16 protein-coding genes, 1 tRNA gene and 1 pseudogene are annotated in these 23,296 nt (G+C 67.5%); 12 read left to right on the top strand and 6 right to left on the bottom strand.

From position 1 onward, the window contains the following. The first annotated feature begins 98 nt into the window (after window positions 1-98). Genes tnpA through tnpC form a run of 3 tightly spaced genes read left to right on the top strand, consistent with a single transcriptional unit; the run spans window position 99 to window position 2,706 of the window. On the top strand, window positions 99-410 hold the full coding sequence (gene tnpA, locus WMF12_RS32025; RefSeq protein ID WP_437851491.1) for an IS66 family insertion sequence element accessory protein TnpA: 312 nt from the start codon (window positions 99-101) through the stop codon (window positions 408-410). An 11-nt stretch (window positions 411-421) separates the two neighbouring features. Continuing rightward, window positions 422-763 (top strand): IS66 family insertion sequence element accessory protein TnpB, encoded by a 342-nt coding sequence (tnpB, locus tag WMF12_RS32020; RefSeq protein ID WP_437851489.1) that lies wholly within the window; start codon window positions 422-424, stop codon window positions 761-763. Window positions 764-813: 50 nt separating this feature from the next. Continuing rightward, window positions 814-2,706, top strand: a complete 1,893-nt coding sequence (tnpC, locus tag WMF12_RS32015) for an IS66 family transposase (RefSeq protein ID WP_437851487.1) — start codon at window positions 814-816, stop codon at window positions 2,704-2,706. 132 nt (window positions 2,707-2,838) lie between these two features. Here the strand turns inward: tnpC and WMF12_RS32010 are convergent, their stop codons facing one another. Continuing rightward, window positions 2,839-5,301 carry a type VI secretion system Vgr family protein gene (locus WMF12_RS32010; RefSeq protein WP_437851485.1) on the bottom strand — a complete coding sequence of 821 codons (2,463 nt, stop codon included), beginning with the start codon at window positions 5,299-5,301 and terminating at the stop codon, window positions 2,839-2,841. A gap of 452 nt (window positions 5,302-5,753) precedes the next feature. Here WMF12_RS32010 and WMF12_RS32005 point away from each other — a divergent pair, with 452 nt between their 5' ends. After that, window positions 5,754-6,152 (top strand): hypothetical protein, encoded by a 399-nt coding sequence (locus WMF12_RS32005; protein WP_437851483.1) that lies wholly within the window; start codon window positions 5,754-5,756, stop codon window positions 6,150-6,152. A gap of 203 nt (window positions 6,153-6,355) precedes the next feature. Here the strand turns inward: WMF12_RS32005 and WMF12_RS32000 are convergent, their stop codons facing one another. After that, on the bottom strand, window positions 6,356-6,964 hold the full coding sequence (locus WMF12_RS32000) for a hypothetical protein (RefSeq protein ID WP_437851481.1): 609 nt from the start codon (window positions 6,962-6,964) through the stop codon (window positions 6,356-6,358). Between the two features lie 825 nt (window positions 6,965-7,789). On the opposite strand from WMF12_RS32000, the gene WMF12_RS31995 reads away from it, so the two are divergent. From WMF12_RS31995 to WMF12_RS31980, 4 genes and pseudogenes are all read left to right on the top strand, one after another. Then, entirely contained in the window at window positions 7,790-10,933 is a 3,144-nt protein-coding gene (locus tag WMF12_RS31995; protein WP_437851479.1) for a metallophosphoesterase, read from the top strand. Between the two features lie 160 nt (window positions 10,934-11,093). Continuing rightward, window positions 11,094-12,623, top strand: a pseudogene (locus WMF12_RS31990) (tyrosine-type recombinase/integrase); the annotation flags it as partial. A 205-nt stretch (window positions 12,624-12,828) separates the two neighbouring features. Further along, a tRNA-Leu gene (locus WMF12_RS31985) sits at window positions 12,829-12,911 on the top strand. Window positions 12,912-13,342: 431 nt separating this feature from the next. Further along, a complete protein-coding gene (locus tag WMF12_RS31980) occupies window positions 13,343-13,543 on the top strand; it encodes a hypothetical protein (RefSeq protein ID WP_044966207.1) in 201 nt (66 codons plus the stop codon). A gap of 235 nt (window positions 13,544-13,778) precedes the next feature. Here WMF12_RS31980 and WMF12_RS31975 read toward each other — a convergent pair whose 3' ends face one another. Both WMF12_RS31975 and hutH read right to left on the bottom strand, forming a co-directional pair. After that, the gene (locus WMF12_RS31975; protein WP_231864341.1) at window positions 13,779-14,126 is read right to left on the bottom strand and encodes a hypothetical protein; all 348 of its coding nucleotides are present in this window, start codon (window positions 14,124-14,126) and stop codon (window positions 13,779-13,781) included. Between the two features lie 107 nt (window positions 14,127-14,233). Beyond that, window positions 14,234-15,778 (bottom strand): histidine ammonia-lyase, encoded by a 1,545-nt coding sequence (gene hutH, locus WMF12_RS31970; RefSeq protein WP_437851477.1) that lies wholly within the window; start codon window positions 15,776-15,778, stop codon window positions 14,234-14,236. A gap of 228 nt (window positions 15,779-16,006) precedes the next feature. Between hutH and WMF12_RS31965 the strand changes: the two genes are divergently transcribed. Both WMF12_RS31965 and WMF12_RS31960 read left to right on the top strand, forming a co-directional pair. Further along, a complete protein-coding gene (locus WMF12_RS31965) occupies window positions 16,007-17,722 on the top strand; it encodes a hypothetical protein (RefSeq protein WP_437851475.1) in 1,716 nt (571 codons plus the stop codon). Between the two features lie 143 nt (window positions 17,723-17,865). Next, complete coding sequence (locus WMF12_RS31960; protein WP_437851473.1) at window positions 17,866-18,855, top strand: D-cysteine desulfhydrase family protein; 990 nt, start codon at window positions 17,866-17,868, stop codon at window positions 18,853-18,855. Window positions 18,856-18,870: 15 nt separating this feature from the next. Here WMF12_RS31960 and WMF12_RS31955 read toward each other — a convergent pair whose 3' ends face one another. Continuing rightward, on the bottom strand, window positions 18,871-19,647 hold the full coding sequence (locus WMF12_RS31955) for an NTP transferase domain-containing protein (protein WP_437851471.1): 777 nt from the start codon (window positions 19,645-19,647) through the stop codon (window positions 18,871-18,873). Between the two features lie 170 nt (window positions 19,648-19,817). Here WMF12_RS31955 and WMF12_RS31950 point away from each other — a divergent pair, with 170 nt between their 5' ends. Then, window positions 19,818-20,591, top strand: a complete 774-nt coding sequence (locus WMF12_RS31950) for an acyl-CoA desaturase (protein WP_437851469.1) — start codon at window positions 19,818-19,820, stop codon at window positions 20,589-20,591. An 82-nt stretch (window positions 20,592-20,673) separates the two neighbouring features. Here the strand turns inward: WMF12_RS31950 and WMF12_RS31945 are convergent, their stop codons facing one another. Continuing rightward, on the bottom strand, window positions 20,674-21,768 hold the full coding sequence (locus tag WMF12_RS31945; protein WP_437851467.1) for a hypothetical protein: 1,095 nt from the start codon (window positions 21,766-21,768) through the stop codon (window positions 20,674-20,676). Between the two features lie 128 nt (window positions 21,769-21,896). On the opposite strand from WMF12_RS31945, the gene WMF12_RS31940 reads away from it, so the two are divergent. After that, complete coding sequence (locus WMF12_RS31940) at window positions 21,897-22,814, top strand: TIGR01777 family oxidoreductase (RefSeq protein ID WP_437740445.1); 918 nt, start codon at window positions 21,897-21,899, stop codon at window positions 22,812-22,814. Window positions 22,815-23,296: the final 482 nt, after the last annotated feature.

The raw sequence follows: 23,296 nt of genomic DNA, 5'->3' as shown, positions 1-23,296 counted from the left end.
CACCACGCCCGCCCCGGCGTCAAGGCGCTACCTGCGCGTAAGCGTTGCGTGAAGCGCCGTCTCACCCCGGCCGCGCTGTCCAGTTCATGATGGCGTGCATGACAAGGACGAAGGCGACGGAAGCGATGTGGGCCGAGCGCGTTCGGGTGTGGCGCCAGAGCGGTGAAACGGCGGAGGAGTTCGCACGGAGGCGCGGATTTGCGGCCTCGACGCTGCACGGCTGGTCGAGCCGGCTGTCGCGGACCGAGCCCCCGCGCTTTCTGCGCCTTGTGCCGAAGGCGCCCGCCGTGACGAGCAGCGCTCCGGAGCTCGTCGTCGAGGTCGGCGGCGCGCGGGTGCGCGTCGCCGCGGGATTCGACCCCACGCTGCTGGCGGAGGTGGTCCGCGCCCTCGGCGGAGCGGCGCGATGATTCCGGCGGGCATGCAGGTGTTCATCGCGCTGGAGCCGGTGGACATGCGCTACGGCTTCGAGCGGCTTTCGGGTCTCATTCGTGAGCGCGTGGGGTACGAGGCGCGCTGCGGCGCGCTGTTCGCGTTCGTTGGCAAGCGGCGCACCACCATCAAGATTCTCTTCTTCGACGGCAGCGGACTCTGCGTGTTTTCAAAACGCCTCGATCGCGGGACATTCGCGCTTCCCGACCCGCCGGCCGAGGGCGCGACGCACGTCGAGGTGGACGATGCCACGCTCGAGACACTGCTCGACGGCATCGAGATCGCGCCCACGTCCCCGCCTCGAAGACGCGCGCAGCGCCGCGTTCACTGAGCCGCACGAATTCGCTCGACAAGGACGCCCGGCTTGCATAGAGCGGCCTCGTGCACGAGGCCGCCGACACGCCGACGCTGACGCCCGAGCAGCAGCGCATCGCGCAGCTCGAAGCGGAGCTCGCCGCGGCAAAGAGCGAGCTGTTGGGAGCGCGCGATGCGCTCGCGCAGCTTCGACGCGCCTACACCCGTGCGCTCGAGCAGCTCCAGCTCCTGCGACGTCGACTGTTCGTAGCGAAGGCGGAGCGCGCCGAGGTGAGCGCCGAGCAGCTCGCGTTCGACTCGATGTTCCTCGAGGTCCAGCGCCTCGAGAAGGCCCTGGAAGCCGCCGAGCGCAACCGTGGCGACGAGCGGCAGCACGACGACCCCAAGGGGCCGAAACGACGGCCTGGTGGCAAGGGCCGTCGCGACCTGTCCGAGTCCGATCTGCCCGTCGTCCGCATCGAGCTCTCCTGTCCCGAGCTCGATGCGACGGCGACGCGCATCGGGGTCGAGGAGACCTCGCGACTCGGCTACGAGCGCGGTGGAATGCGCCGCATCGTGCTCGCGCGCGTCGTGTACAAGGCCGAGAGGTCCGTCACGGATGCGAGCAGCTCCGGCGAGGGGGAAGCTGCACCGCTCAAGGTCGTCGCGACCGAAGTCCCGACGCCGACGCCGGCTGCAAGCATCAGCCCGGAGAGCACGGCAGCGGCCGGCGAGCCGGGGGCTTGCTCCACAGCGCTGGACACGCCGCCGCCGGCGCCGACGGGCGAGACATGCACGGTCTTTATCACGACGCCGCTGCCGAAGGAGCTGTTCCGGCGGTCGTTCCTCGCACCGTCGATCATTGCGCACATCCTCACCAGCAAGTACCTGCTCGGTGTCCCGTTCTATCGACTGGAGCAGCAGCTGGAGCTGCAGGGGGCGTCGCTCGATCGCGGCACGATGTGCCGTTATGCCGAAGACGCGGGCGCGACCCTGGGCGCCATCGTCGAGGCCGCGCGGAAAGAGGCATTCGAGACCGCCTTCTGCCTCTCCACCGACGCCACCGGGGTCTCCATCCAGCCTGGGCCCATCCAGGAGCGCAAGGACAAGAAGCCCGGACCGTGCCGCAAAGGACACTTCTTCGTCGTCCTCGCGGACAAGGATCACGTCTTCTTCGAGTACCAGCCCAAGCATACCAGCGCTGCGGTCTGCGAGATGTTCCGCGGCTTCTCGGGTTACATCCAGGCCGACGCTCACGCCATCTACGACGCCCTCTTCGGCGGCACGCCCCCGAGGGGCGCTTCTGCCAACGAGCAGCGTGCAGCGCCGCCGACCGAGGTCGGCTGCTGGTCGCATTGCCGCACCAACTTCTGGGAGGCGGCGGTCTGCAAACACGAGCTCGGCGTCGAGGGGCTGCGCCGCATCAACGCCCTCTTCGCCGCCGATCGCAGGCTTGCGGATCTGGCGCCCGCGCAGCGCAAGGTGCGCCGTGACGCCGTCGTCCGCCCCCTGGTCGATGCATTCTTTGCCTGGGCGAGGGCCGAGCACGCTCGTCCCCGCGAGCGCGGCCTGGTCTCCACTGCGCTCGGCTACGCGCTCAACCAAGAGCAGCCCTTGCGGCGCTTCCTCGATGATGGCCGGTTGCGCCTGGAGAACAATGCCAGCGAGCGAGCTCTGCGATCCATTGCTGTCGCGAGAAAGTCCTGGCTCTTCTTCGGCAGCGACGACCACGCCTCGGCCGCGGCCAACCTCTTCTCGCTCGTGGCGAGCTGCAAGCTCCACGGTCTCGACCCCGAGACCTACCTGGCCGACGTCATCCGTGCGATGCCCTACTGGCCGCGAGAGCGCTACCTCGAGCTCGCCCCCAGGTACTGGGCGCGCACCCGCGCCCGGCTCGTCGCCGACGAGATGAAGGTCCCCCTCGGGCCGATCACCGTGCCTCCTCCGCTTCCCGCGGAAGAGCAGCACGCGACGGGCTGACCGGGCCGGTTCCATCGCCCCCATCCTGCACCAGCTGATCGAGGTTGGGGCCGACGGCGCCTCGTGCAGCGCTTACACCTGCGCAGCCGCCGCGCCGCTGCACCGTGCCGGGCGAGGCGCGGCAAGGTGCGCTCATCCTCGCGGCCCCTGCGCCCCGCTGTTGCCTTCGCCCTTGCCGGCTGGTGCGCTGCTGCCGGGACGTCCCGGCGCCCTGGCCTCGCCGATTGTGGCCACCGAAGGCGCCTTCGCCCCCGTGCTGTTGATGAACACGTTCGGCGTGCCGTCGATCTGCACCTCCTTGCCGGAGAGCTTGAGCACGCCACCTGCCGAGATCTCGAGGTCACCCTGCGCATCGATGAAGATGCCGGAAGGCGTGATCCGGATCGACGCGACGCCGTTCGTGATGTGGACGGTTTGATCCTTGGTAATGGTGTACCCGACACCGCCGCCGACCGTGACGCTCTGGCTCTCGCCGGCATCGATCGCATCCGATGTCCCGACGATCGAGGTGCGGCCTTTGCCAACGGAGCTCGTCTGGTGTTCGCCGATCGTCTGGCTGTGGCTCTTCCCGATGCTCGTGCTCTGGCTGCCCCCGACGGTCACCACGTCGCCGTCAGTCACGCTGGCCGAGCGGTTCCCAAGCACGGTCGAGCGCTGATCGCGCCGGATCACCTCGGTGTAATCGCGCTGCGCGTGGAGGTGGAGGACCTCGCGCCCCTTGGCGTCATCGAACGAGAGCTCGTTGTACCCGTCGGGACCGGGGGATGAGGCGCTCTTCCAGCCGCTCTTGGTTCTCTCGGCGGGCAACGAATACGGTACGCGTATCGTGCTGTTATGGAGGCGGCCTACGATCACCGGCCGATCGGGATCGCCGTGGCAGAACTCGACCAGTACCTCCTGGCCAATGCGGGGGATCACCATCATCCCATACCCGCCGCCAGCCCATCCTTGGCTCACGCGTATCCAGCACGAGCTCGTGTCGTCGGAGCGACCCTCGCGGTCCCAGGGGAACTGCACACGCACACGACCGAACTCGTCGGTATGGATCTCTTCGCCCGGAGGACCGACCACGATCGCGCTCTGCACGCCGGCGACGCACGGCTTCGCCGTCTGCAGCGCGGGCCGGTAGGGCTCGCTCGTGAACACAGCGTCGCCTCGCGTGGTCCATTCGCCGTCGTGATCGCCCTCGAAGGTCGAGGCAACGACGAGTAACCCCCGGTCGCGCGCGAGATCTTCGCGCGGATGATGCGTTATCGAGAAGACGGTTCCGGGAGCGAGATCGAGCACGTTCGTGCGGAACCGGAGGGACCGTCGGCCGCTCCGCTCGCGCTCCAGGCTCCGCGCTGCCAGCGCCTTCGCCTCCGCGAGATCGACCCGTGCGATGCCCCGGTCGTCAGCGACCGGCGTTTCGCCGCCCTTGCCCCCCTCGACGACGAACGCCGCCGGATGGACAGGAAACCGCTCGTAGCGTAGCTCGTCGCTGGCGCCCATCTCGGCGTCGGCGACGAGCCGCACATCAGGCCGGGTCCGGAAGTCGACGTCGCGGAGGGTGACACGAGCGGGCCGAACCTCGTGGCGTACGACCACCTCGGTCACGAACTCGCGCCCGGCGGCCTCGTTCGGGTTGTCAGCGTAAGGGATCGGAGGCCCTCGGCGGGCTCCGTTGTTCTGAGGCGCATCGCTCAGGATGAGCCGGCTGAGCCCGGTTCCTTCGCCTGCACTGTCCTCGTCGCGCGCGAAGTAGTATGAGATGCCCGCCTCTTCGAGCAAGCGGCTCAGGAAGGCGAAGTCGGTCTCGCCGTACTGGACGCGGTACTCGTACACCGGGTATTTCGCACCGAGCAGGACCTCCGGCTGGATCTCCCACTCGCCCAGGATACGGAGCACGATCTCCGGGATCGTGAGATGCTGAAAGATGCGGCTGTTGCTCCGCAACGTCGTCCGAAACAGCCAGGGCACGATGCGCAGCCGGTAGGTGGACAGCCCCGTCCGCTCGGCCTTCACCTGCTCCATGTCGGCGCACAGGCCGGCCCAGACCCGCGCTGGCGAGAGGGGGTGCGTTGTACCCGACTCGACCTTGAAAGCGGCGGCCTTGCCGACGAGGCCGTCAAGATCGAGATCGTCACGCTCGGAGGCAGCCAGAACGGAGACCTCGAAGAGCGATGACATCCGCTCCTGGACCGAAAAGCGGCGCACGGAGAGCGACGCTTCCTTCGAGGCGAACGAGAGGGAGAGGTTCGGCATGATCTCTGCAACAAGGATAGAGCCCGCCCCACGAGCTCGGCAAATTGCCGGGATCTGCGGTGCCGGCGCGCCCTGAGAGGCGCGCCCGCGACCGTGCAGCGCGCCGCTCAGACGGCAGACGCAACCATGGAGCAGCGCCTCGGCAGTCGTGCTCCCGAGGAGCGGGTGAGCGAACGGCGGAAGGGGCCAAGCGCCCGCCTTTCGCTCGACGTCACCGGAAGCACGCGTCGGTAAGGTGCTGCGCGCGGCGAGGGTCCAGTGCGCCAGAGATCTGGAGGCCGTTTGATGGTCTTCCGTATTGAGGTGGTCAGGTGTCCTACGTGGGAGCCACGGACGCATCACGACGAGCACCGGCTGCTCGTGGCGTGGCTCGATGCAGGCGGGCGCTGGTCGTGTTTTACGGGACGCGCCTACCGTGGCGCACCGTCGCGTCGCTTCCAGGAGCGGCGGGGCGGGGGCGCTCAGAACTACCAAATCGCGCCCTTCGAAATCCCCGTTTTTCGGCCCCTCACCGGCGCTTCCCAGAACACCTAACCCCGCGACACGGCTTAATGTTTTTCTTCGGGCGCGTACACGGTAGTTCGCACCGAACTACCGTGCGCGCAGAACTACCGTTTCGGGCACCTTCCGGAAGCGTCGGTCACGGTTGCTCCCGAACCCAAAACGGACGGAGGTACGGGATGGCATCCGCGGCTCTCGCGCGTGTATCGGCACAACTTGTTCATCGTCAGGCTGACAACGGCATGCGCGCGATCGAGAGGACGATCCCGAAGGCGCCCGTCGGGGGATCGCGGAGCCCCAGGGTGAGCACCCCCACGGCCACAGCCACCGCGACGCTCGCGATCCCGCTGGACGGGCTCACCATCACGGCGCCGCCGCCGGAGACGCTCTCGCAGAAGAACGTCGAGTCGGTCACCGGGATCCCGGCACGCGTCTTCCTCGACACGATCCGCGCGCCGGGCTTCCCCCTGCCAGTCATGAAGCTCGGCAAGCTGCGCCTCGTCCAGCGCGCGGCGTTCGTCACCTACCTCCAGGCGCTGGCCGGTGACCCGGCACCGCGCCGAGCCGCGGCGGAGGACGAGCGGACGGGGGTTGCTGCGGTGCTGGCCGCCGTCGGCCTTGAACCGGTCCGGCAGCCGCGGGCCGGCCGAGCGAGCGCACCTTCCGGAGGCGCGAGGTATGGCAGGCTGCCGCCGAAATAGAGCGGGTCCGCTTGGTGCGGCCAACGCCCTCGCGCGGGCGCGTGTGGCTGACAGGGGGCAGCCACGACAGCGCCGGTCTCCTGGCTCCCGGTGCTGGGCGCTCCATGCAGGGCCGCCTGTGGCTCGCCAGCTTGCGCGCCAGCTGCGCGTGCGGTTCAGGCGGAGGTGGACCACCTCCCACGCTCGAGGTCTCCGGACGCTTCTCATGGCGTGGTTCCGTAAGATTGCCGGCCCTCTCTCGAGGGCGCCTCAGGTGTGGGTGCAATCGGCGACGCGGGGAGGCCGGCCTTCTCCCCGAGTGCTCCGGAATGGGTGACGAGCCGGTGGACGAGCGCGGCGAGCGCGGCTTGCACCGCGGCGTCGGCTTCGTGGAACTCGTCGAGACGGCGCACCCATGTCGAGAAGCGCACGCTCCGCGGTCGTTGCGGGATAGGCTCCCGCGGGCCCGGTCCAGCGCCGAGCGCGGCCCGTGCCCTCGTCCGGCGCGCGAGCGCCTGCTCGAGGACACGCTCCTCGGGACGTTGCCGTGTCGAAAGGTAGACGAGCCCAGCGCAGTGGCGGCAGCGCGGGCCCGGCGTATCGAGGTAGAGCACGGCCGCCCGCGCGGAGCACCCGGGGCAGCGCGCCGAGAGCCGGAGGCCGCCCGAGGCCACGCAGGTCGCCTCGAGCTGCAGGGCGATCGTCCCGGCCAGCACGAGGCACGTGCCGGCGATGTCGAGCTCGACATCGGTGTCGACCTCGTCGCGTCGTGCGGCGCTGGCAAGCGCAGCGACGTTCACGGAGGCGATCTGGGCGGTCGTGCGCCTGGGCACGCCGGCAGCGTAGCAGGGCTCGATGCCCGCAGGCGGCCGCTCATGTCAGGGGTCCGGTGCGGGACCGTGTGCCGACACGTCCTGCCCGCGCGCATGCATCGCGGGTCAGCAGATGGCCCACGGCCGGCCTACGTACCCTGGTCGCGTGGGGATCCCTGTGGATGCACTTGAGCAAGGCGGTCGCCGTAGGAGTTCAGTCGACTCTCCAGGTTATCGAGGCCGGCGCGTCGTTAGTCGGTGCCACGGAGCGCTTCCCGGCGGCCGAGCTGGCGCGACCTCGGAGTTCAGAGCGGCGGGCCGCGCCTGGCGACGGGCTGCGTCGCGACCATGGCGACGCCGAACGTGACGACCTGGTGATCTTGGCGCTAGCATCGCCCAACATGCCAGCGTCGAGCGCCACCTTCGCGAGCTACACGTGGATCGCGTTGCCGCGTGTCGCCAGGTGCACCGCAACCACGGCCGGCATCTTGACGGTGTACTGTCACCTCGCTGCGTTCGTCGACTCTGACTTGCCACATGAGCACGCGGTGAGGCCGTGCGAGCCTGGGGAGTTGGCACGGCGGCGCATCTTGACCGGACCAGCGTTCACGCTTCGGGAGGGTGAGTGAATTACGGGGCAGATGTCAACTTAGTTCGTTACGTCATCATTGGAGCATGTCATCACACACTGTCGTGCGGTGGCTGCCTGCGATGTGTCCACTTTACGGCAATGTTGATGTGCTCATCCCGCGCATCGCTGTCTGCTTCTGACGGTCCTCGTTGTCGCGACTTAGAAGTCTCCACTTGCCAAAACAACAATTGAATGATGGTGGCACAATAATGCGAATGGCCATACTGCACATCAGCGATATTCACTTCACAAACTCCAGCAATCGTGTTGCTGACCGCGCCCGAGCAGTTGCTGCCACGATAAATCCGTTTCTAGTATCAGGTCTTCGTCTTTTGCTAATTGTTGTTTCTGGCGACATCGCGTGGTCAGGAACAGTAGAGCAGTATAAGGTTGCAAAAAAGTTCTTGACTGAGATTGCTGATTCAATTTCGCAAGGTAGCAAGAGCTTGCGCATTGAGTTCTTTGTGGTTCCAGGCAATCACGATTGCGACTTTCAGCGAACGGACGAGCTGCGTCATGCAGCGATCGATCGAGTGCGAAAGAACCCGCACCAGCATCCGACGCTCGGCATTCTAAGACAGTGCGTCGAGCCACAGGAGCCGTTCTTTGAATTTGCGAAAGATATTAATGCAATTCCAGAGATTAAAAGTGAAGAAGAAAAGCTGTGTTATACAAAACGCGTTGACGTGGATGGTCACAAGATTGTTATAACTGGATACAACACGTCCTGGGTCTCAACCTTGAGCGAGCAGCAAGGGCAGCTATGCTACCCTACTATCGACTCAGAGCATTGCGAGCGTTGCGATCTGGCGGTAGCGGTCTTTCATCACCCTTACAACTGGTTAAGTGCCGACTGCGCTCGCATGCTTCGTCGCCATATTGAGAGGACGGCGGACATCATCCTAACCGGTCATGAGCACGAGGGCGACGCCTATGGCCGCAGGAACCACGGTGGCTTTACTAACGAATACTACGAGGGCGGTGCCCTACAGCCCCATGGCAAGTCCCGGGACAGTGACTTTAACGTCATAATCATAGATTTCGAACGAATGCAGCATTGTGCCTACCTGTTTACATGGCGGGATGGGGCGTATGCTCGGCGTCTAGATCCTATTTGGATTCCACTACATAGAAATAATGAAATATCCAGAAACGAATTTCCTCCGAACCAGCATTTTGCGCTGTTTCTTGACGATATAGCGCTCCCGCTGACACATCCAAGGAAGGAGCGGCTTTCACTCCCTGATCTGTATGTGGATCCAGACTTCCGTTTGAGTGTGACGGCAAGTTCCGTCGGGCGTTCCACTGAGGATGTTGTTGGAGGAAAGCAGCTGCTCCGAGACATCTTCGAAATAAAAAAGGTATTGATCCACGCTGGAGATTTCTCTGGACGTACATCGTTCGCAAAGGCGATCTGTCTTGAGGCGCTGCGTCGGGGTTACATTGCGATTTATGCCACACACGGCACACTGTCGGTGGCAGACGTCGATGGCTCACGTCGTCAAATCGAGGCGATTTACGCTAACCATTACTCATCGAGACCCTCAGAGGTTGAGAAGTTCAGGCAACTCCCGCGCGAGCGTCGCCTGCTAGTTTTTGACGATTTGCATCGCCTGCGGCTTCCTCTCCATGGGAAGGATGCACTTCTGCGTTCGCTGTCGGACCTGTTCGATGTGATTGTTGTTCTTGGCGATGACATCCTCCATGTCGAAGAAGCGACGGTCCGTGATGAGAGGAGCACTGGCGAATTGCTCTCGTACAAGTCATACGAGATTTTGGAATTTGGCCTTCGGCTCCGTGAGCAGCTGATTCGAAAGTGGCGCTCGCTGGGTCAGGAGTTGCTCGATGTCGATCCTATCGAAGAGATTCGCGAGATTGCGCGTGCGCGAAGAACGATAGACACAGTCCTAGGCAAGCACCTGGTTCCAGTACGCCCACTCTTCGTGCTTACAATTCTACAACAGATCGAGGCGAATAGCCCGGCGGAGCTCGGAAACGGAACCTATGGTTATTATTATGAGGCTTTGATAACTGCGCGACTCCGTGGAACAGGGAGCAGCGAAGATGTTGACACGAAATATAGGTATCTGTCCGAGCTTGCGTACCATATGTACGCAAATAAAAAGACGTATCTTGTTGAGGACGAACTTCGCGCGCATCACGATCGCTACAATCGAGAATATGCGCTGTCCCTGTCTTATGAAAAGACGCGAGATCAGCTTGCTGAGAGTGGGATTATTCGACTTCATCGAAGTCGGGGTTATTACCATTTTGCGCATCATTATATCTATTACTATTTCGTTGCGCGATATCTTGGCGACTGCGGTCCGGTTGAGCGCAGGGTTGCCATAGATGCGGCTGTTGCGACATTGCATCTTGAAGAGAGTGCGAACATTATGATGCTACTTTCTTATGTGTGTAAAGATGATTATGTCGTCGACTCGATGTTAAACAAGGCAAGGTTGCTTTATGTCGATGCTCGAGTGTGCGATATGGATCGGCAGCTTTCGTTTCTTATGGACTTCACATTGACGGAGCCGGATGCGCTTGTTCTTTCCTCGGAGTCCATTGTCGACAGCCGCTCGAAGGCGCTAGCGGAGATGGATGTCGATGACCGTGAGGGTGAGGGCGGAGGGGGGCAGGCTTTGGTCGGGCATGATGTTGATGACTACGATCAAGAGATCGCGCAGCAGGGGCAAGTGGCGTCGACGCTTGGAGTCAATGTGGCGTTTAAAACGCTTCAGATTCTTGGTCAGATACTTCGGAATTATGCCGGCTCTCTTAGGGCCGAGAGAAAAGTGGAGATTGCCAGGGAGTGCTACCTGTTGGGGCTTCGAGCGCTAGGCTCGTCCATGGACAACTTTGCCGATAATCGCCAGCATCTGCTCGCGATCTTTCGTGGCGCCATTAAAAGGCAGAGTGCTAGCATGCTGAAGAGGCAGAGTTCTGATGCGCTCAAGAGGCAGGCTGCTACGGTTTATGTTAACGACGAGAAGGCGGTTCGGCTTATTTGGGGACTTATTGACTCAATGGCGCTTTCGTACGTCAAGCGAATTGCGAGTGCGGTCGGGCGCGATACGCTTGCGCAGACTTATGCGGAAGTGTTGAAGGAGAACGATCTTGTTAGTGTGGCTCTTGTAGATGTTGCCATTAAGCTTGAGCACTTTGCGGGTTTTCCGGAAGATGAGATTAGGTCTCTCGCGAAGAGGACGCACAAAAAGCCTGTTCCGTTCGGGGTTCTTCGGCGTCTTGTTTATGAGCACATGCGCATGTTTGGTCTTCATCATCGACTGCGGCAGCGAACCGCGGAGTTGCTGCAGATTCAAGCGCAGCGTAAGGCGTCTGGTGAGCGTCAGTAAGTCCGTGGGTGACCACAGGTAATTGGTCCACTCGCTCGAAGGTGCTCCCTGGCTCAAATTCACCATGATCCGGATGAGGGAAGTCTTCGCGGTCTTCGGGGGTGGCGACTACAGGCGAGCATAACCGCCAGAATTGAGGGACCCCCCGCACACGGAGGAGATGGAGGCGTGCAGCGTCGAGCAGGTAGCTCGTGTTTCAGAAGGGGATGCCGTCGTCGTCGGGCTCTGCGAGCGCGCGGCGGACGGCCGTGCGGAGCGGTCGGCGCCACGGAGCAAGCGTAACCGCCCGCCCATCGCCATGGGCGTGGTCCGTTGCGGCTCCCGCTGGGGTCGACGGTGCTGGACGCGGGGCGGCGCCGGCCCGCGGCCCGCGTGGGCACGGGAGGACGCTCGGCGAGGGGGTCATCGCCCGCCGAGGCCCGCTTCGTTCTGGGCGCGTCGGCAGAGGTCGGAGCGGCGGTGCTTCAAGAGGTCGGGTTCGTGCTGGCCTCCACGCCGGCGGGCCGCCGCAGGCGTGAGCGCGACCGCAAAACGCGGTAGAAGAGGGGGCGCCATGCCCCGCTCGCCTACCGGCACGCTGTTCCGCAACGCCTGGGGAAGACTCTACGTTCGCGTCCTCGTCGGCGACAAGGATCGCGAGAGCTTCCCGCTCGATCCCAAGCTGACCGAGGAGCAAGCCGAGCAGCGCAAGGAGCTCGTCGCCGACCTGGCCGGACGGCTGCGCGCCTCGCGCAACGTCACCCGCGATGCGATCGTCGCGCTGCTGGAGCGTGCGGCGGTACGCGAGGGCAGGGCACTCCGGGACGTGGTCGAGGCGGTCGAGGTTGTCTGCAAGGGCGGCGCACAAGCGAAGGTGGTCCCCGGCGGCGACTCGGTGCCGAAGCAGGTCACCGTCCAGCAGTTCGGTGAGCTCTGGACCTCCGGCGAGCTCGCGCGCATGTACCCTGACCACGTGAAGGCAAAGCGCAGTGTGGAGCAAGATGTCTATCGCTTCGACCGGCACATCTACCCGATTGCCGGCCGCATCCCCGTCGCTGCCTTCACGCTCGACGACGCCGAGCGCGTCATGCGCGCACTCCCGGCGATGTCGCCCGCGTCTCGCCGTCACATCGCGCAGCTCTTGCACCGGCTCATGGCGATGGCCGTCTTCCCCTGCCGTCTCCTCGCGACGAACCCGCTCCCCCGCGGCTTCCTCCCGAAGCTCGGACCCGCGAAGGCGAAGGCGTGCCTCTATCCCGACGAGGACGCGCGCCTGATGGCCTGTACCGAGATCCCGCTCTGCTGGCGCGTCCTGTGGGGGTTCTTGAACCGAGAGGGACCACGCATCAGCGAGGCGGCGCGCCTGCAGGTGCAGGACGTCGACCTTGACCGCGGCGCGCTGCGCCTCGAGAAGAACAAAACGAACGACCCGCGCGCGTGGGCGCTGTCGCCCGGCGTCGCTCCAGCGCTACACGCATGGCTCGCGCTGCGCGGCAACCCCGCTCCCTCCGCGCCGCTATTCGTCAACGAGGACGGCGAACGCTTCAGCGTCGAGCACGCGGCCGAGCGGTTTCGCGCGCACCTCCAGCTTGCTGGCATCGATCGCCCGGAGCTCTTCGAGGACTCCGACGAGCGTCAGCAGGTGCGCGCCCATGACACGCGCTCAACCTTCATCACTGTCGCCCTCGCGAATGGCCGGAGCGAGACCTGGGTCGCCGACCGAACCGGGCACCGGAGCTCCGTCATGATCCAGAGGTATCGCCGGGCGGCCAGGACGTTTGCAGAGCTGGGCCTCGGCGAGCTAGCTTCCCTCGCCGAGGCGATCCCCGAGCTCGGGGAAAAAGGCACGGGAAACGGCACGGGGAAGGGTGGGGGTGGGACGACTAGACGAAAAATAGACGTAATATCAACATCTTGGCCCCGTGGCGAAATGGCAGACGCGGTGGATTTAAAATCCGCGGCCCTCGCGGGCGTCCCGGTTCGAGTCCGGGCGGGGCTACCTCGTAAGTGCGGCGCGCCGAGCTGGCGGGCGATGACGCGATCTGGAGCCGCGGTACCCCCATCGACCAGGAGCCGCCTGCTCGATTGAGCTTCAACCCGCACCGGCACCCCGGCACCTCACACCCTCCGAAGTTGCCCGACGTTGCGCAGCGCGCTTCGTGGTGTGGGGAACCGGGCGGGAGCGTCGGGTCGACCTCGCGCCCGGCGGCGGCTCACCTGAGCTGCTGGCTGCCTCGAACGGGACCAGGTCGCGCAGGGCGCGCGCCGCGCCTTGTGGCGCCGATGTGCCCGGGACGCCGCATGCCCGTCACGGTCTGATGGGAGCCTGCGATGGTCCGGCCTCAACCCGATGGGAAACGGCGCGCGGCCACGCTCGTGTCCTCTGGGCTCGACAAGCCGAGTGGATTCGAGTAATGGGAGCGCCACTCCATGGATCTGGACATCGACTGTCTGCGTGAGGCGAAGGTAGAGAACGTAGAACGTCTCGCACACGCTCTGGGCGTCAAGCTGCCCGAGCACAAGCGCCACGACAAGCGCGCTTACAACCGCGAGCTCATTCGCGTGGTGATGCAGGGCATCCGGCGCGACGCCGAGCGGTCGCGTGGCCGCAGGTTCTTCGGTCGCAGCTGACGATTCCAGCCCCACAGTAGGCCACGGAAGGACGCTGGCCGACACTGTCCCTCTCCCGCTCCTGCCCTCTCCCGCTCCTGGCAAGACGGCAGTTCTCCGCACCGATCCGAGAATCGCGCTCCGAGGGTTGATCCTCCAGGAAAGCCGCCCCCCAGCGGCCTATCACCCTCCAGCGGCCTCCCGTCGGCCCCCCACCCCGTGGCCACTGCCCCGCGGCCACCGCCTCCCCAGCCGCCTACCGCCCCTGCGGCTTGCTCCTCAGCGTCAGCCGGCTCCCCGTGACCCGGCTCCGGGCCGCCATCAGGAGCGGCGCTGCCGGTGTGAGCGGATCCACCAGGTCGTTCACCTGGAGCATCGCCCTGTCCGCCACCTTCCACGCCGCCGACAGACCCGACGCCCCCTGCTGGGGCGACCCGGCCAGATCCAGCGCCCGGCTCAGCTCCTTGCCCACCTGCGCGATGCGAGCGAGCTCCTCCCGCGACGACCCCCCCTCCTTCGCCGCCGCGTAGATCGTCCGCACCACCCCGAGCAGATCCCGCACGGCATCGAAGGGAAACGGCGGGACGCTGACCGGAATCGGCACTGAGCCAATGTACAGCAACTCGCCCCGCAATGGACCGATCGCATTCCCTTATCTCGCGTAAGATTTCCTCTAAATCGTATCAGATGTAACTTTAGTAACAGAAATAATCAGTTGAGCGGCCCCACCGCCTCCTCCACCGCGGCGATGAGCGCACCGCTCTGGATGAGCTCCGCGGCCGCCGCGATGTCGCGGTAGAGGGGGCGGTCCTCGGTGAGCCCGGGCACCACGCGGCGGATGGCGGCGTGGGCGGCGGCGACGCCCGCGCTGGGGCGGAGCGGGAGCCGCTGGTCCACGCCCTGGGCCGCCGTGATGAGCTCGATCGCCAGCGAGCTCCGGACGTTCTCGATCACCTGCGCGAGCTTTCGGGCGCTGATGCTGCCCATGCTCACGTGGTCCTCGCGGCCGGCGCTCGAGGGGATCGAGTCGACGCTCGCCGGGTGGCAGAGCACCTTGTTCTCGCTCACCAGCGAGGCGCTCGCCACCTGGGCGATCATGAACCCCGAGTGCAGCCCGCTGTGCGGCGCCAGGAACGGCGTGAGCCCGGTCGAGAGCGCGGGGTTGACCAGCTGCTCGACCCGCCGCTCGCTGATGTTCGCGAGCTCCGCCGCCGCCATCGCGGCGAGATCCAGGGCGAGCGCGACCGGCTGCCCGTGGAAGTTGCCGCCCGAGATCAGCTCGGCGCCGCCATCCGGCCCCTCCCCGAGGAACACCGTGGGGTTGTCCGTGACGCTGTTGACCTCGCGGGTCAGCACCTCGGCGGCCCAGGCGACCGCGTCGCGCGTCGCGCCGTGGACCTGGGGCATGCAGCGGAGCGAGTAGGCGTCCTGCACCCTGGGGCAGTCCGCGTGGCTCTGCATGATCTCGCTGCCCCCGAGCAGCGCGCGCAGGTTGCCGGCCGTGCCGGCCTGACCCGGGTGCGGGCGGACGCGCATCAGCCGCTCGTCGAACGGGCGCTTCGAGCCCATCAGCGCCTCGAGGCTCACCGCGCCGGCGATGTCCGCGACCGTGCACAGCGCGGCCGCGTCCCGCAGCGCCAGCGCGCCGAGCGCGGTCATGTACTGGGTCCCGTTGATCAGCGCGAGCCCCTCCTTCGCCGCGAGCTCGATCGGCGCGAGGCCGGCCTTCGCGAGCGCCACCGCGCTCGGCATGAGCTGCCCCTCGAAGCGCGCCTCCCCCTCGCCGATGAGCGTCAGCGCGAGGTGCGCGAGCGGCGCCAGATCGCCCGACGCGCCGACCGACCCCTGCGCTGGGATGCGCGGGCTCACGCGGCGCTCGAGCAGGGCGGCGAGCAGATCGAGCACCTCCGTGCGCACCCCCGAGTGCCCCAGCGCGATCACCTGCGCGCGCAGGACGATCATGGCGCGCACCTCGGCCTCGCCGAGCTCCGGCCCGACCCCGCAGGCGTGGCTCCGCACGAGGTTGCGCTGGAGCGCCCGGATGTCGTGATCCGCGATGCGCGTCTCCGCGAGCGCGCCGAAGCCGGTGTTGATCCCGTACACCGCCGGGGCAGCGTCGCCCGCCGCCGCGATCGCGTCGATCGCCCGGCGCGAGGCCGCCGCCCGCTCGCGCGCCTCGGCGCAGATCGCCACCGGACGACCGCGCCGCGCGACCTCCTCGAGATCCGCGAGCGAGAGCGATCGGCCGAGGAGCAACGGACGTGACGGATCTGACGGAGGTGACGAAGGCGGCGAAGAAGGAGAACCAGCGGCGGCGCTCGGCGTGGAAAGGGTCACGAAGGCGCACGCTAGAGCGGCGGATGCCCCGCGAAAAGCCAGCTGCGCGCCGTTGGCGGAAGAATCCAGTGCCCCGCGGGGATCGATCCGCCTATCCTTCGGGCGCGCGTTCCCGGCCGGGCGCTGGTGAGCGGCTGCTTGCTTCCGATGCGCTTCGCCTTTGTCACCCTCGCCCCCCTTGCGTTTGCTGTCGCGCTCGCCTCGCCGAGCGCCGCTCAGCCCGTCGAAGGAGCGAGCTCCGGGCAAGGCTCGCCGCCGGCCGCTCCGGCCATCGACGACTTCGAGGAGCGGCTCGTGCTCGACTCCGGCCGCAAGCCGCCGCCCCCGCCGGATCCCACCCGGTCGACGTTCTCGCTGCAGGGCGAGTACCAGCTCCGCTACCGCGCCATGAGCGATCTGCCGCTCCGGGCGCCGCCCCTGTCGGCGCCGGGCGCGGCGACGCTCGGGCAGAGCCAGTACATCGCCCACTGGCTGCGCCTCTCGCCGCGCTTCCACTTCAAGGACAAGGCCTCGATCGTGGCGCAGATCGACGTCGTCCGGGGGCTCATCGCCGGGGACACCACGCGTGACGTCGAGCAGGTGCGCGACGCGCGCGCCGCCCTCGCGTGGTACGAGGTGCACCCGCGCACCCTCTACCTGGAGCTGCCGTGGGCGCTCGGCGTCGTCCGGGTGGGCCAGCAGAGCGCGCACTGGGGGATGGGGCTCGTCGTCAACGACGGCGAGCGCGCGAGCGTCTTCGGCGACCACGAGCGCGGATCGCTCATGGAACGCGTCCTCTTCGCGGCCACGCCGATGGGGAAGGGCGGGCCGCTCCACGTGACCGTCGCGGCCGACCTCGTGTTCGAGGACAACGCGGCCGACCTGCTCGGAAACGACGTCGAGGGGCAGGACGAAGGCGAGGGCGATCGCGCCGTCCAGGCGGTCGTGTCCGCGCTCTGGCGAGAGCGGTACGGCGAGATCGGGATCTACGGCGCCATGCGGCGGCAGGCGCGCGAGCGCCGCGCGAAGACGAGCTCGGCCCGGTTCAACGAGGTGCTCACGGCCGGCATCCTCGACGTGGCAGGCAAATTCAACGCGCCCGTGCCGGGGGGCGGCGCCCACATCTACGGCGAGCTCGAGGCCGCGGTGATCCTCGGGTCGGCGTCGTTCGCCCCGAGCGGGCCCCCGCCGCCTTCCGGCCACGGGTTCGGGCGCTCGCCCGTGGCGGTGCGCTCGGTCGGCGGCGCGGCGACGCTCGGCGCGGTGCACGTCGCGGGCCGCGGGGGGCGGCCAGGCGGGCGGTGGGGGCGCGTCGTCACGGAGATCGAGGCCGGCTACGCATCGGGCGACGACGACCCGACGGACGGCGTCTCGCGGCGCTTCACCTTCGACCCGAGCCACAACGTCGGGCTCCTCCTGTTCGACGAGGTGCTCGCCTGGAAGACCGCGCGCGCCGCCACGATCGCCGAGCGGGAGCTCTTCGCCGCGTCCCCCGAGCCAGGCATCAGGTCGCTGCCGTCCAAGGGAGGCGTGCCCGGCGCCGCCTACGTGAACCCGCGCATCCTCGTGCGGCCGGCGCGCTGGCTCGACCTCAAGGCGGGCGCGGTCATCGCCGAGGCGACCTCGGATCTGGTCGATCCTTACGGCGCCCCGCGGGCGGGCGGCAGCCTGGCCAACTACGACGGCGGCGACAGCCGCCGCCGCGATCTCGGCGTCGAGCTGGACCTCGGCGTCGACGCGCGCATCGCGATGGGCAGGCTCGTCACCCTCCAGTTCGGCACCGAGGCCGGGGTCCTGTTCCCGGGCGGCGCCTTCGACGACGCCGCGGGCGCCGAGCTCCCCGATCAGTACCTGCTCACGCTCAAGCTGGGCGTGATCCACTGAGCTGGCCAGGGCGCGCCGGGCCCTCGGTCGAGCTCGCGCGGGACACAGCAGACGAGGGCCGCCCAGGGTGCTAGAGGGCGGTTGCGAGGGCCGCCCGCCCGCGCGCAGCAGCGGGCGCCCCTGGCAGACAGCAGGGAGAAACGATGCGCAAACGACTCGCGCTGAGCCACCTTCCGACACCGATCCAGCGCCCGCAGCGGCTCGCCGAGGCGCTCGGCGTCGACCTCTACGTGAAGCGCGACGACATGACGGCGGGCGCGGAGGCCGGCAACAAGATCCGCAAGCTCGAGTACCTGCTCGCCGCCGCGCGGGAGGAGGGCGCAGGCTGCGTGATCACCTGCGGCGGCCTCCAGTCGAACCACGCGCGCGCGACCGCGCTGGTGAGCGCCTCGCTCGGCCTGCGCTCGGTGCTGTTCCTGCGCACGAGCGATCCGTCGGCGGCCGCGCCGCTCGAGGGCAACGTGCTGCTCGACCGGCTCGCCGGCGCGGAGATCCGGCTGATCTCGCCCGAGGCGTACAAAGACCGCGGCGCCCTGATGGCCGAGGCGGCCGCCGAGATCCGCGCGGCGGGCGGCCGGCCGTACGTGATCCCCGAGGGCGGCTCGAACGGCCTCGGCGCGCTCGGCTACGTGCGCGCGATGGAGGAGATCCGGAAGCAGCTCGATCTCGGCCTCGCGGGGGGCAAGCCGTTCGACGTCATCGTGCACGCGTGCGGCTCCGGCGGGACGGCGGCGGGCACGGCGCTCGGCGCGGCCCGCTACGAGGTCGCCGGCGAGGTGCGCTCGATGGCGGTCTGCGAGGACAGGGCGACGTTCGCGCGGATCGTGGTCGGGATCATGGACGACGCGCGCGCGCTCGAGCCGCGCCTCGGCTCGCCCGCCCACCTCGTGATCGACGACTCGGCGAAGGGCCCTGCCTACGGGGTGTCCACGCCGGAGCAGCGAGCGCGGATCCTCCAGGTGGCGCGGCTGTCGGGTCTCGTCCTCGACCCCGTGTACACGGGCAAGGCGTTCTCCGGGCTCTGGGACCTGGCCGAGCGAGGCGAGCTCTCGGGCAAGCGGGTGCTGTTCCTGCACACCGGCGGTCTCCCCGGCCTCCTCGCCCAAGGGGCGACCTTCGCCGACGCGTTCTAGAACAGATCAGAGCCCTCAGGGCGCGCCGCGCCACCACGCGTCGGCCATCGACGCGTCTTCCAGGGTGTCGATCTCCATGTAGCCGCCGTGGGTGTCGAGCTTGTGGAGGTCGGCGCCGGACTCGATCATGTGCTGGAGCAGATCGATGAGGTAGGCCCGCTGGAACGTGCGGCCCTCGCGGAACTCCGGCCGCTCCGAGAAGGCGTCGCGCGCGGCGTCGAAGGCGGCCAGGAACTGCCCGGCGCCCCGCGCCGAGAGCTTCATCACCCCGATGAACTCGCCGGTCGCGGACTCCGGAGGGATGCGGCGCGAGATCTGAAGGACGCGATCCCCCCCGGCGCCGCCGGCGCGGAGCTTCTCGGCGTCGGTCTCGGGGTGCTGCGAGCGGCCCACGTAGCGGCGCCGCCAGTCCGTGTCGCAGGCGAGCGCGATGTCGTGCGGAGAGCGGACCAGCCCCGCCACGATCTCGGGCCGGTAGACGATGTCGGCGTACGTCGAGACGAAGCCGCCCTCGAGGTGCTCGCGCGCGCAGAGGAGCGAGAGAAGGATGTTGTTCTGCTCCCAGTCGCGGTTCTCGACGTACGTCAGATCCGGGTAGGCGGCCCGGATGACGTCGGCCTTGTAGCCGCAGACGAACACGATATCCGACCGCCGGAAGCCGCCCGCGGCGAGCGCCTCGAGGATGCCGTCGAGCATCGGGCGCCCAAGGATCGGGACCAGCGTCTTCGGCAGCTCTTCGGTCAGGTGACGCAGCCGGCTGCCCCGGCCCGCCCCGATGATCACGGCCTTCACGACACCGCTGTTACCATGAACGGACTCGATCAATCACGGACAATCACAGAGAATCACGGGGAATCCCGCGGACATAGAAGCGACCCGAGGCCGCGCGGACCCGGCGCCCGTTACGGAATCGTGACCGTGAGCTGACCCCCTGCCGCGCGTCACCGGGTTAGGACGCGAACATGGAGATCGCGATCGTCCTCATCGCCCACTCTACGCTCTCGGTCTTTTTCCAGACCTTCTTCCTGCACCGGTACGCCTCGCATCGGATGTTCACGATGTCGAAGCCATGGGAGCGGATTTTCCACTTCCTCACGTACCTCACGCAGGGCTCGTCGTACCTCGTGCCCTGGGTTTACGCGATCTTGCACCGCATGCACCACGCGTACAGCGACACGCCGAAGGATCCTCACTCGCCGCGGTACTACTCGAATGTTGTCCGGATGATGCTGGACACCGCGCACCGCTACGACGCGATCTACGACCGCACGGCCGACGTGGAGCCGCGCTTCCTCGGCGGCTACCCCGAGTGGCCCACGCTCGACCGCATCGGCAACGCGTGGATCGGCCGGCTCGCGTGGGGCACCGGCTACGTGCTCTTCTACGTGGCCTTCGCCTCGCACTGGTGGCAGTTCCTGTTCCTCCCGCTCCACTGGACCATGGGCCCGCTGCACGGGGCGATCGTGAACTGGTGCGGCCACCGCTACGGCTACCGCAACTTCAACAGCGACGACGACTCCCGCAACACGCTGGTCCTCGACTTCGTGACGCTCGGCGAGCTCTTCCAGAACAACCACCACAAGTACGCGATGAGCCCGAACTTCGCGGTGCGATGGTTCGAGATCGACCCCGCGTATCAGGTCATCCGCGTGCTTGCCTGGGTGGGGATCATCCGGATGTCCGACAAGGTCCAAGTCGCCCGGCTGGAGCCCGAGGTCGCGCAGGCCGAAGGGTAGGGATGACTGGCCGCCGGCCGCGCGCGCAGCGCGGCCGGCCGTGAAGCGCGGCGCGCGGAGCCGAGGCCCCGCGCGCTAGGGCTCACTCGAACAGCTGCCGGAACGCGCCAGGGACGTCCTTCGGACCGATCTGCTCCTTGCGCTTGTTGAACTCCGGCAGACACGCCTGGTAGGCCGCGTCCACCCGCAGATCGCTCCCGTCCCAGCTCGGACGCCAGATCTCCATCGTCTCGCCCGCGAGATCGATGACGTCCTTGAACTGCCCGCGCTCCTTCAAGATCTGCGTGCTGAGCCCGTACATCAGCAGCCCGCCGGGGATCGCCCCGAGCGCCGTCGTGGCCAGGGCCGGATAGCAGATGCGCGCCGTCTTCGCCCCGAACCGCTCCCGGATCTCCGCCATCGTCTTGCGCTGGAGGATCTTCGCGCCGGCGAGCGGGCCCATCGCGTAGACCGGATCGTCGCTCGGGTAGTCGTAGTCGCAGAAGGACACCACGCTCTCGCCCTTCGCGATGAGCCCCGCCGCGGCGAGCGGCTCGACCCACAAGAGCGACGACGTGCCCATGAACTTGTTGGTCCGCTCGATGTCCGCCTCGTTCGCGACGTCCACCTCGACGAGGCCGAGCTTGCGGATGTTCTCCGGGCGCGAGAAATCAGGGATCTGGAGCACCGGATCGAACGCGACGTCGAGGTCCTTCACCTTCGTCGGCCCGTGCTCCGCGTACCGCTTCATCGCGCCGGCCGCGATGCCGTTCACGAGGTGCACCGCCCGATACCGCTCCTTCAGCGCGGCGACGACCTCGTCGATCACCTGCGGCCTCGTGGCGTCGTTGTTCCAGAAGCGCGCGGTGAGCCCCTCGGCCTCCGCCGCGTCCGAGATCGCCTTCACGTGGTGCGGGCCGATCTGCATCTTCTCGCTGTCGAAGTGCACGGCGAAGACCGCGGCCCGCTCCCCGAAGAGCAGCTGCAGGGCGAGCGCCCGGGTCATGCCGTTCGAGCCGCCCAGGATCAGCACCGCCGTGTCCGGCGCGATGCGCGCGCCCGCCGGGCTGATACGGGCGCGGTGCGCCGCGAGCTGCTCGGTCGCCACGCGCGCGCCGTGCTCGGCCAGCGAGCCCACGAGCGCGCGGCGATCGAGGCCGCCGAGAGGAAGCTTCTTGAAGGTCTCTAGGTCATCCATCACGTCCGGGGTCTTACCGTCTCCAGCGCTCGGCGTCACGACTGGACAGCTGCAGGCCGTCCGAGCGCTCCCTGGGCGGCGCTCGAAGGGAAGCCCCGCCTCCGTCCGAGCCGTGATAGATAGATCGCGTGAAGACGGTTCTTGTCACTGGCGGCAGCGGGTTTATCGGGCGCGGTCTCGTGAAGGATCTGCTCGCGCGGGGTGATCGGGTGACGGTGCTGACGCGCGACGTGGCGCGGACGCAGGCGGCGCTGCCCGGGGCGCGCGTCGTGTCGTGGAGCTCGGACGCCCCGGGGCCGTGGTTCGAGGAGGTCGACGGCGTGGACGCGGTCGTTCACCTCGCGGGCGAGACCATCGTCAAGCGGTGGACCGAGGAGGCGCGGCGCGAGATCCTGAGGAGCCGCGTCGACACGACCCGCCTCATGGGCGAGGCGATCGGCAAGGCCAAGCGCAAGCCCAGCGCGTTCCTCTGCGCGTCCGCCGTGGGCTACTACGGCCCGCAGCCGGGCGACAAGGTGCTCGACGAGGACGCGGCGCCCGGCGAGGGCTTCCTTGCCGACGTCGTCGTCCGCTGGGAAGAGGCGGCCCGCGCCGTCGAGGAGCAGCACGGCGTCCGCTCGGTGCAGCTGCGCATCGGCGTCGTGATCGGCGAGGGCGGCGGCGCGCTCGACAAGATGATCGCCCCCTTCCGGTTCTTCCTGGGCGGGCCCGTCGGTGACGGCAAGCAGGTCATCTCGTGGATCCACCGCGACGACGTCGTGGGGATGACCCTGCTCGCCCTGGACAACGACGCGGTGCGCGGCCCCTTCAACATGACCGCGCCGCACGCGCAGACCGGCGACGAGGTCGCGCAGGCGATCGGCGCGGTGCTCCACCGGCCGTCGTGGCTCCGCGTGCCCGAGGCCGTGGTGAAGCTGGGGATGGGCGACGCGGCCGAGATCGTCACCACCGGGCAGCGCGTCTACCCCAGGCGGGCGGAAGAGCTCGGATACCAGTTCCGCTACGCCCGCATCGTGCCCGCGCTCGAGTCGATCCTCCGCAGCTGAGCGCCCGCGCGCGGGCCGAGCGCTGGCCGCCCTGCGCCAGGGCGCGGCCGTGCCTCCGGCCGCCGTCGGAGCGGCCCGCTCGAGGCGGGCAGCTGGGCGCCGCGGTACGGCGCCCAGCTGCTGCTCACACGAGACAAGAGCCGCCGGTGGCGCGCTGAGAAGTCGACCTCTGTCGAGCAGCGCACCATCGGGAGCCCGGACGGCGGTTTCCCAGCGCTCCCCCAAGCGCTCCGTCCGCTTCCATGCTTACGTCATCGCGCTCCGAGAATCTCTCGGGATGAGTTGGATTGGCGCGTGCAGGGTATCCCGACTGGATGTCGACGTGCACCCTCCAGAAGCGCCGCGAGAACCAAACTCGTTAGGGGAATCCCTTTGCCGCAGCGCACAATCGCGGGGTTGCTCGTCCTCCTCGTCTGAGGCTCGTCCGAGGCGCGGTTTCTGGTGCGTGAGAGAGGGGAGGAGCCAGGCGCAGTCTGCGCTCG

Source organism: Sorangium sp. So ce363 (genome assembly GCF_051520435.1).
GTDB classification, from domain to species: domain Bacteria; phylum Myxococcota_A; class Polyangia; order Polyangiales; family Polyangiaceae; genus Sorangium; species Sorangium cellulosum_B.
Note: the sequence above shows the minus strand (reverse complement) of the source record. Positions and strands in the feature narration are given on the sequence as shown.

What these genes read in the sequence shown, in the direction of transcription:
- tnpA (WP_437851491.1), top strand. Translation starts at nt 99, where the DNA reads ATGACAAGGACGAAGGCGACGGAAGCGATGTGGGCCGAGCGCGTTCGG.
- tnpB (WP_437851489.1), top strand. Translation starts at nt 422, where the DNA reads ATGCAGGTGTTCATCGCGCTGGAGCCGGTGGACATGCGCTACGGCTTC.
- WMF12_RS31995 (WP_437851479.1), top strand. Translation starts at nt 7,790, where the DNA reads ATGGCCATACTGCACATCAGCGATATTCACTTCACAAACTCCAGCAAT.
- WMF12_RS31980 (WP_044966207.1), top strand. Translation starts at nt 13,343, where the DNA reads ATGGATCTGGACATCGACTGTCTGCGTGAGGCGAAGGTAGAGAACGTA.
- WMF12_RS31965 (WP_437851475.1), top strand. Translation starts at nt 16,007, where the DNA reads ATGCGCTTCGCCTTTGTCACCCTCGCCCCCCTTGCGTTTGCTGTCGCG.
- WMF12_RS31960 (WP_437851473.1), top strand. Translation starts at nt 17,866, where the DNA reads ATGCGCAAACGACTCGCGCTGAGCCACCTTCCGACACCGATCCAGCGC.
- WMF12_RS31950 (WP_437851469.1), top strand. Translation starts at nt 19,818, where the DNA reads ATGGAGATCGCGATCGTCCTCATCGCCCACTCTACGCTCTCGGTCTTT.
- WMF12_RS31945 (WP_437851467.1), bottom strand. Translation starts at nt 21,768, where the DNA reads ATGGATGACCTAGAGACCTTCAAGAAGCTTCCTCTCGGCGGCCTCGAT.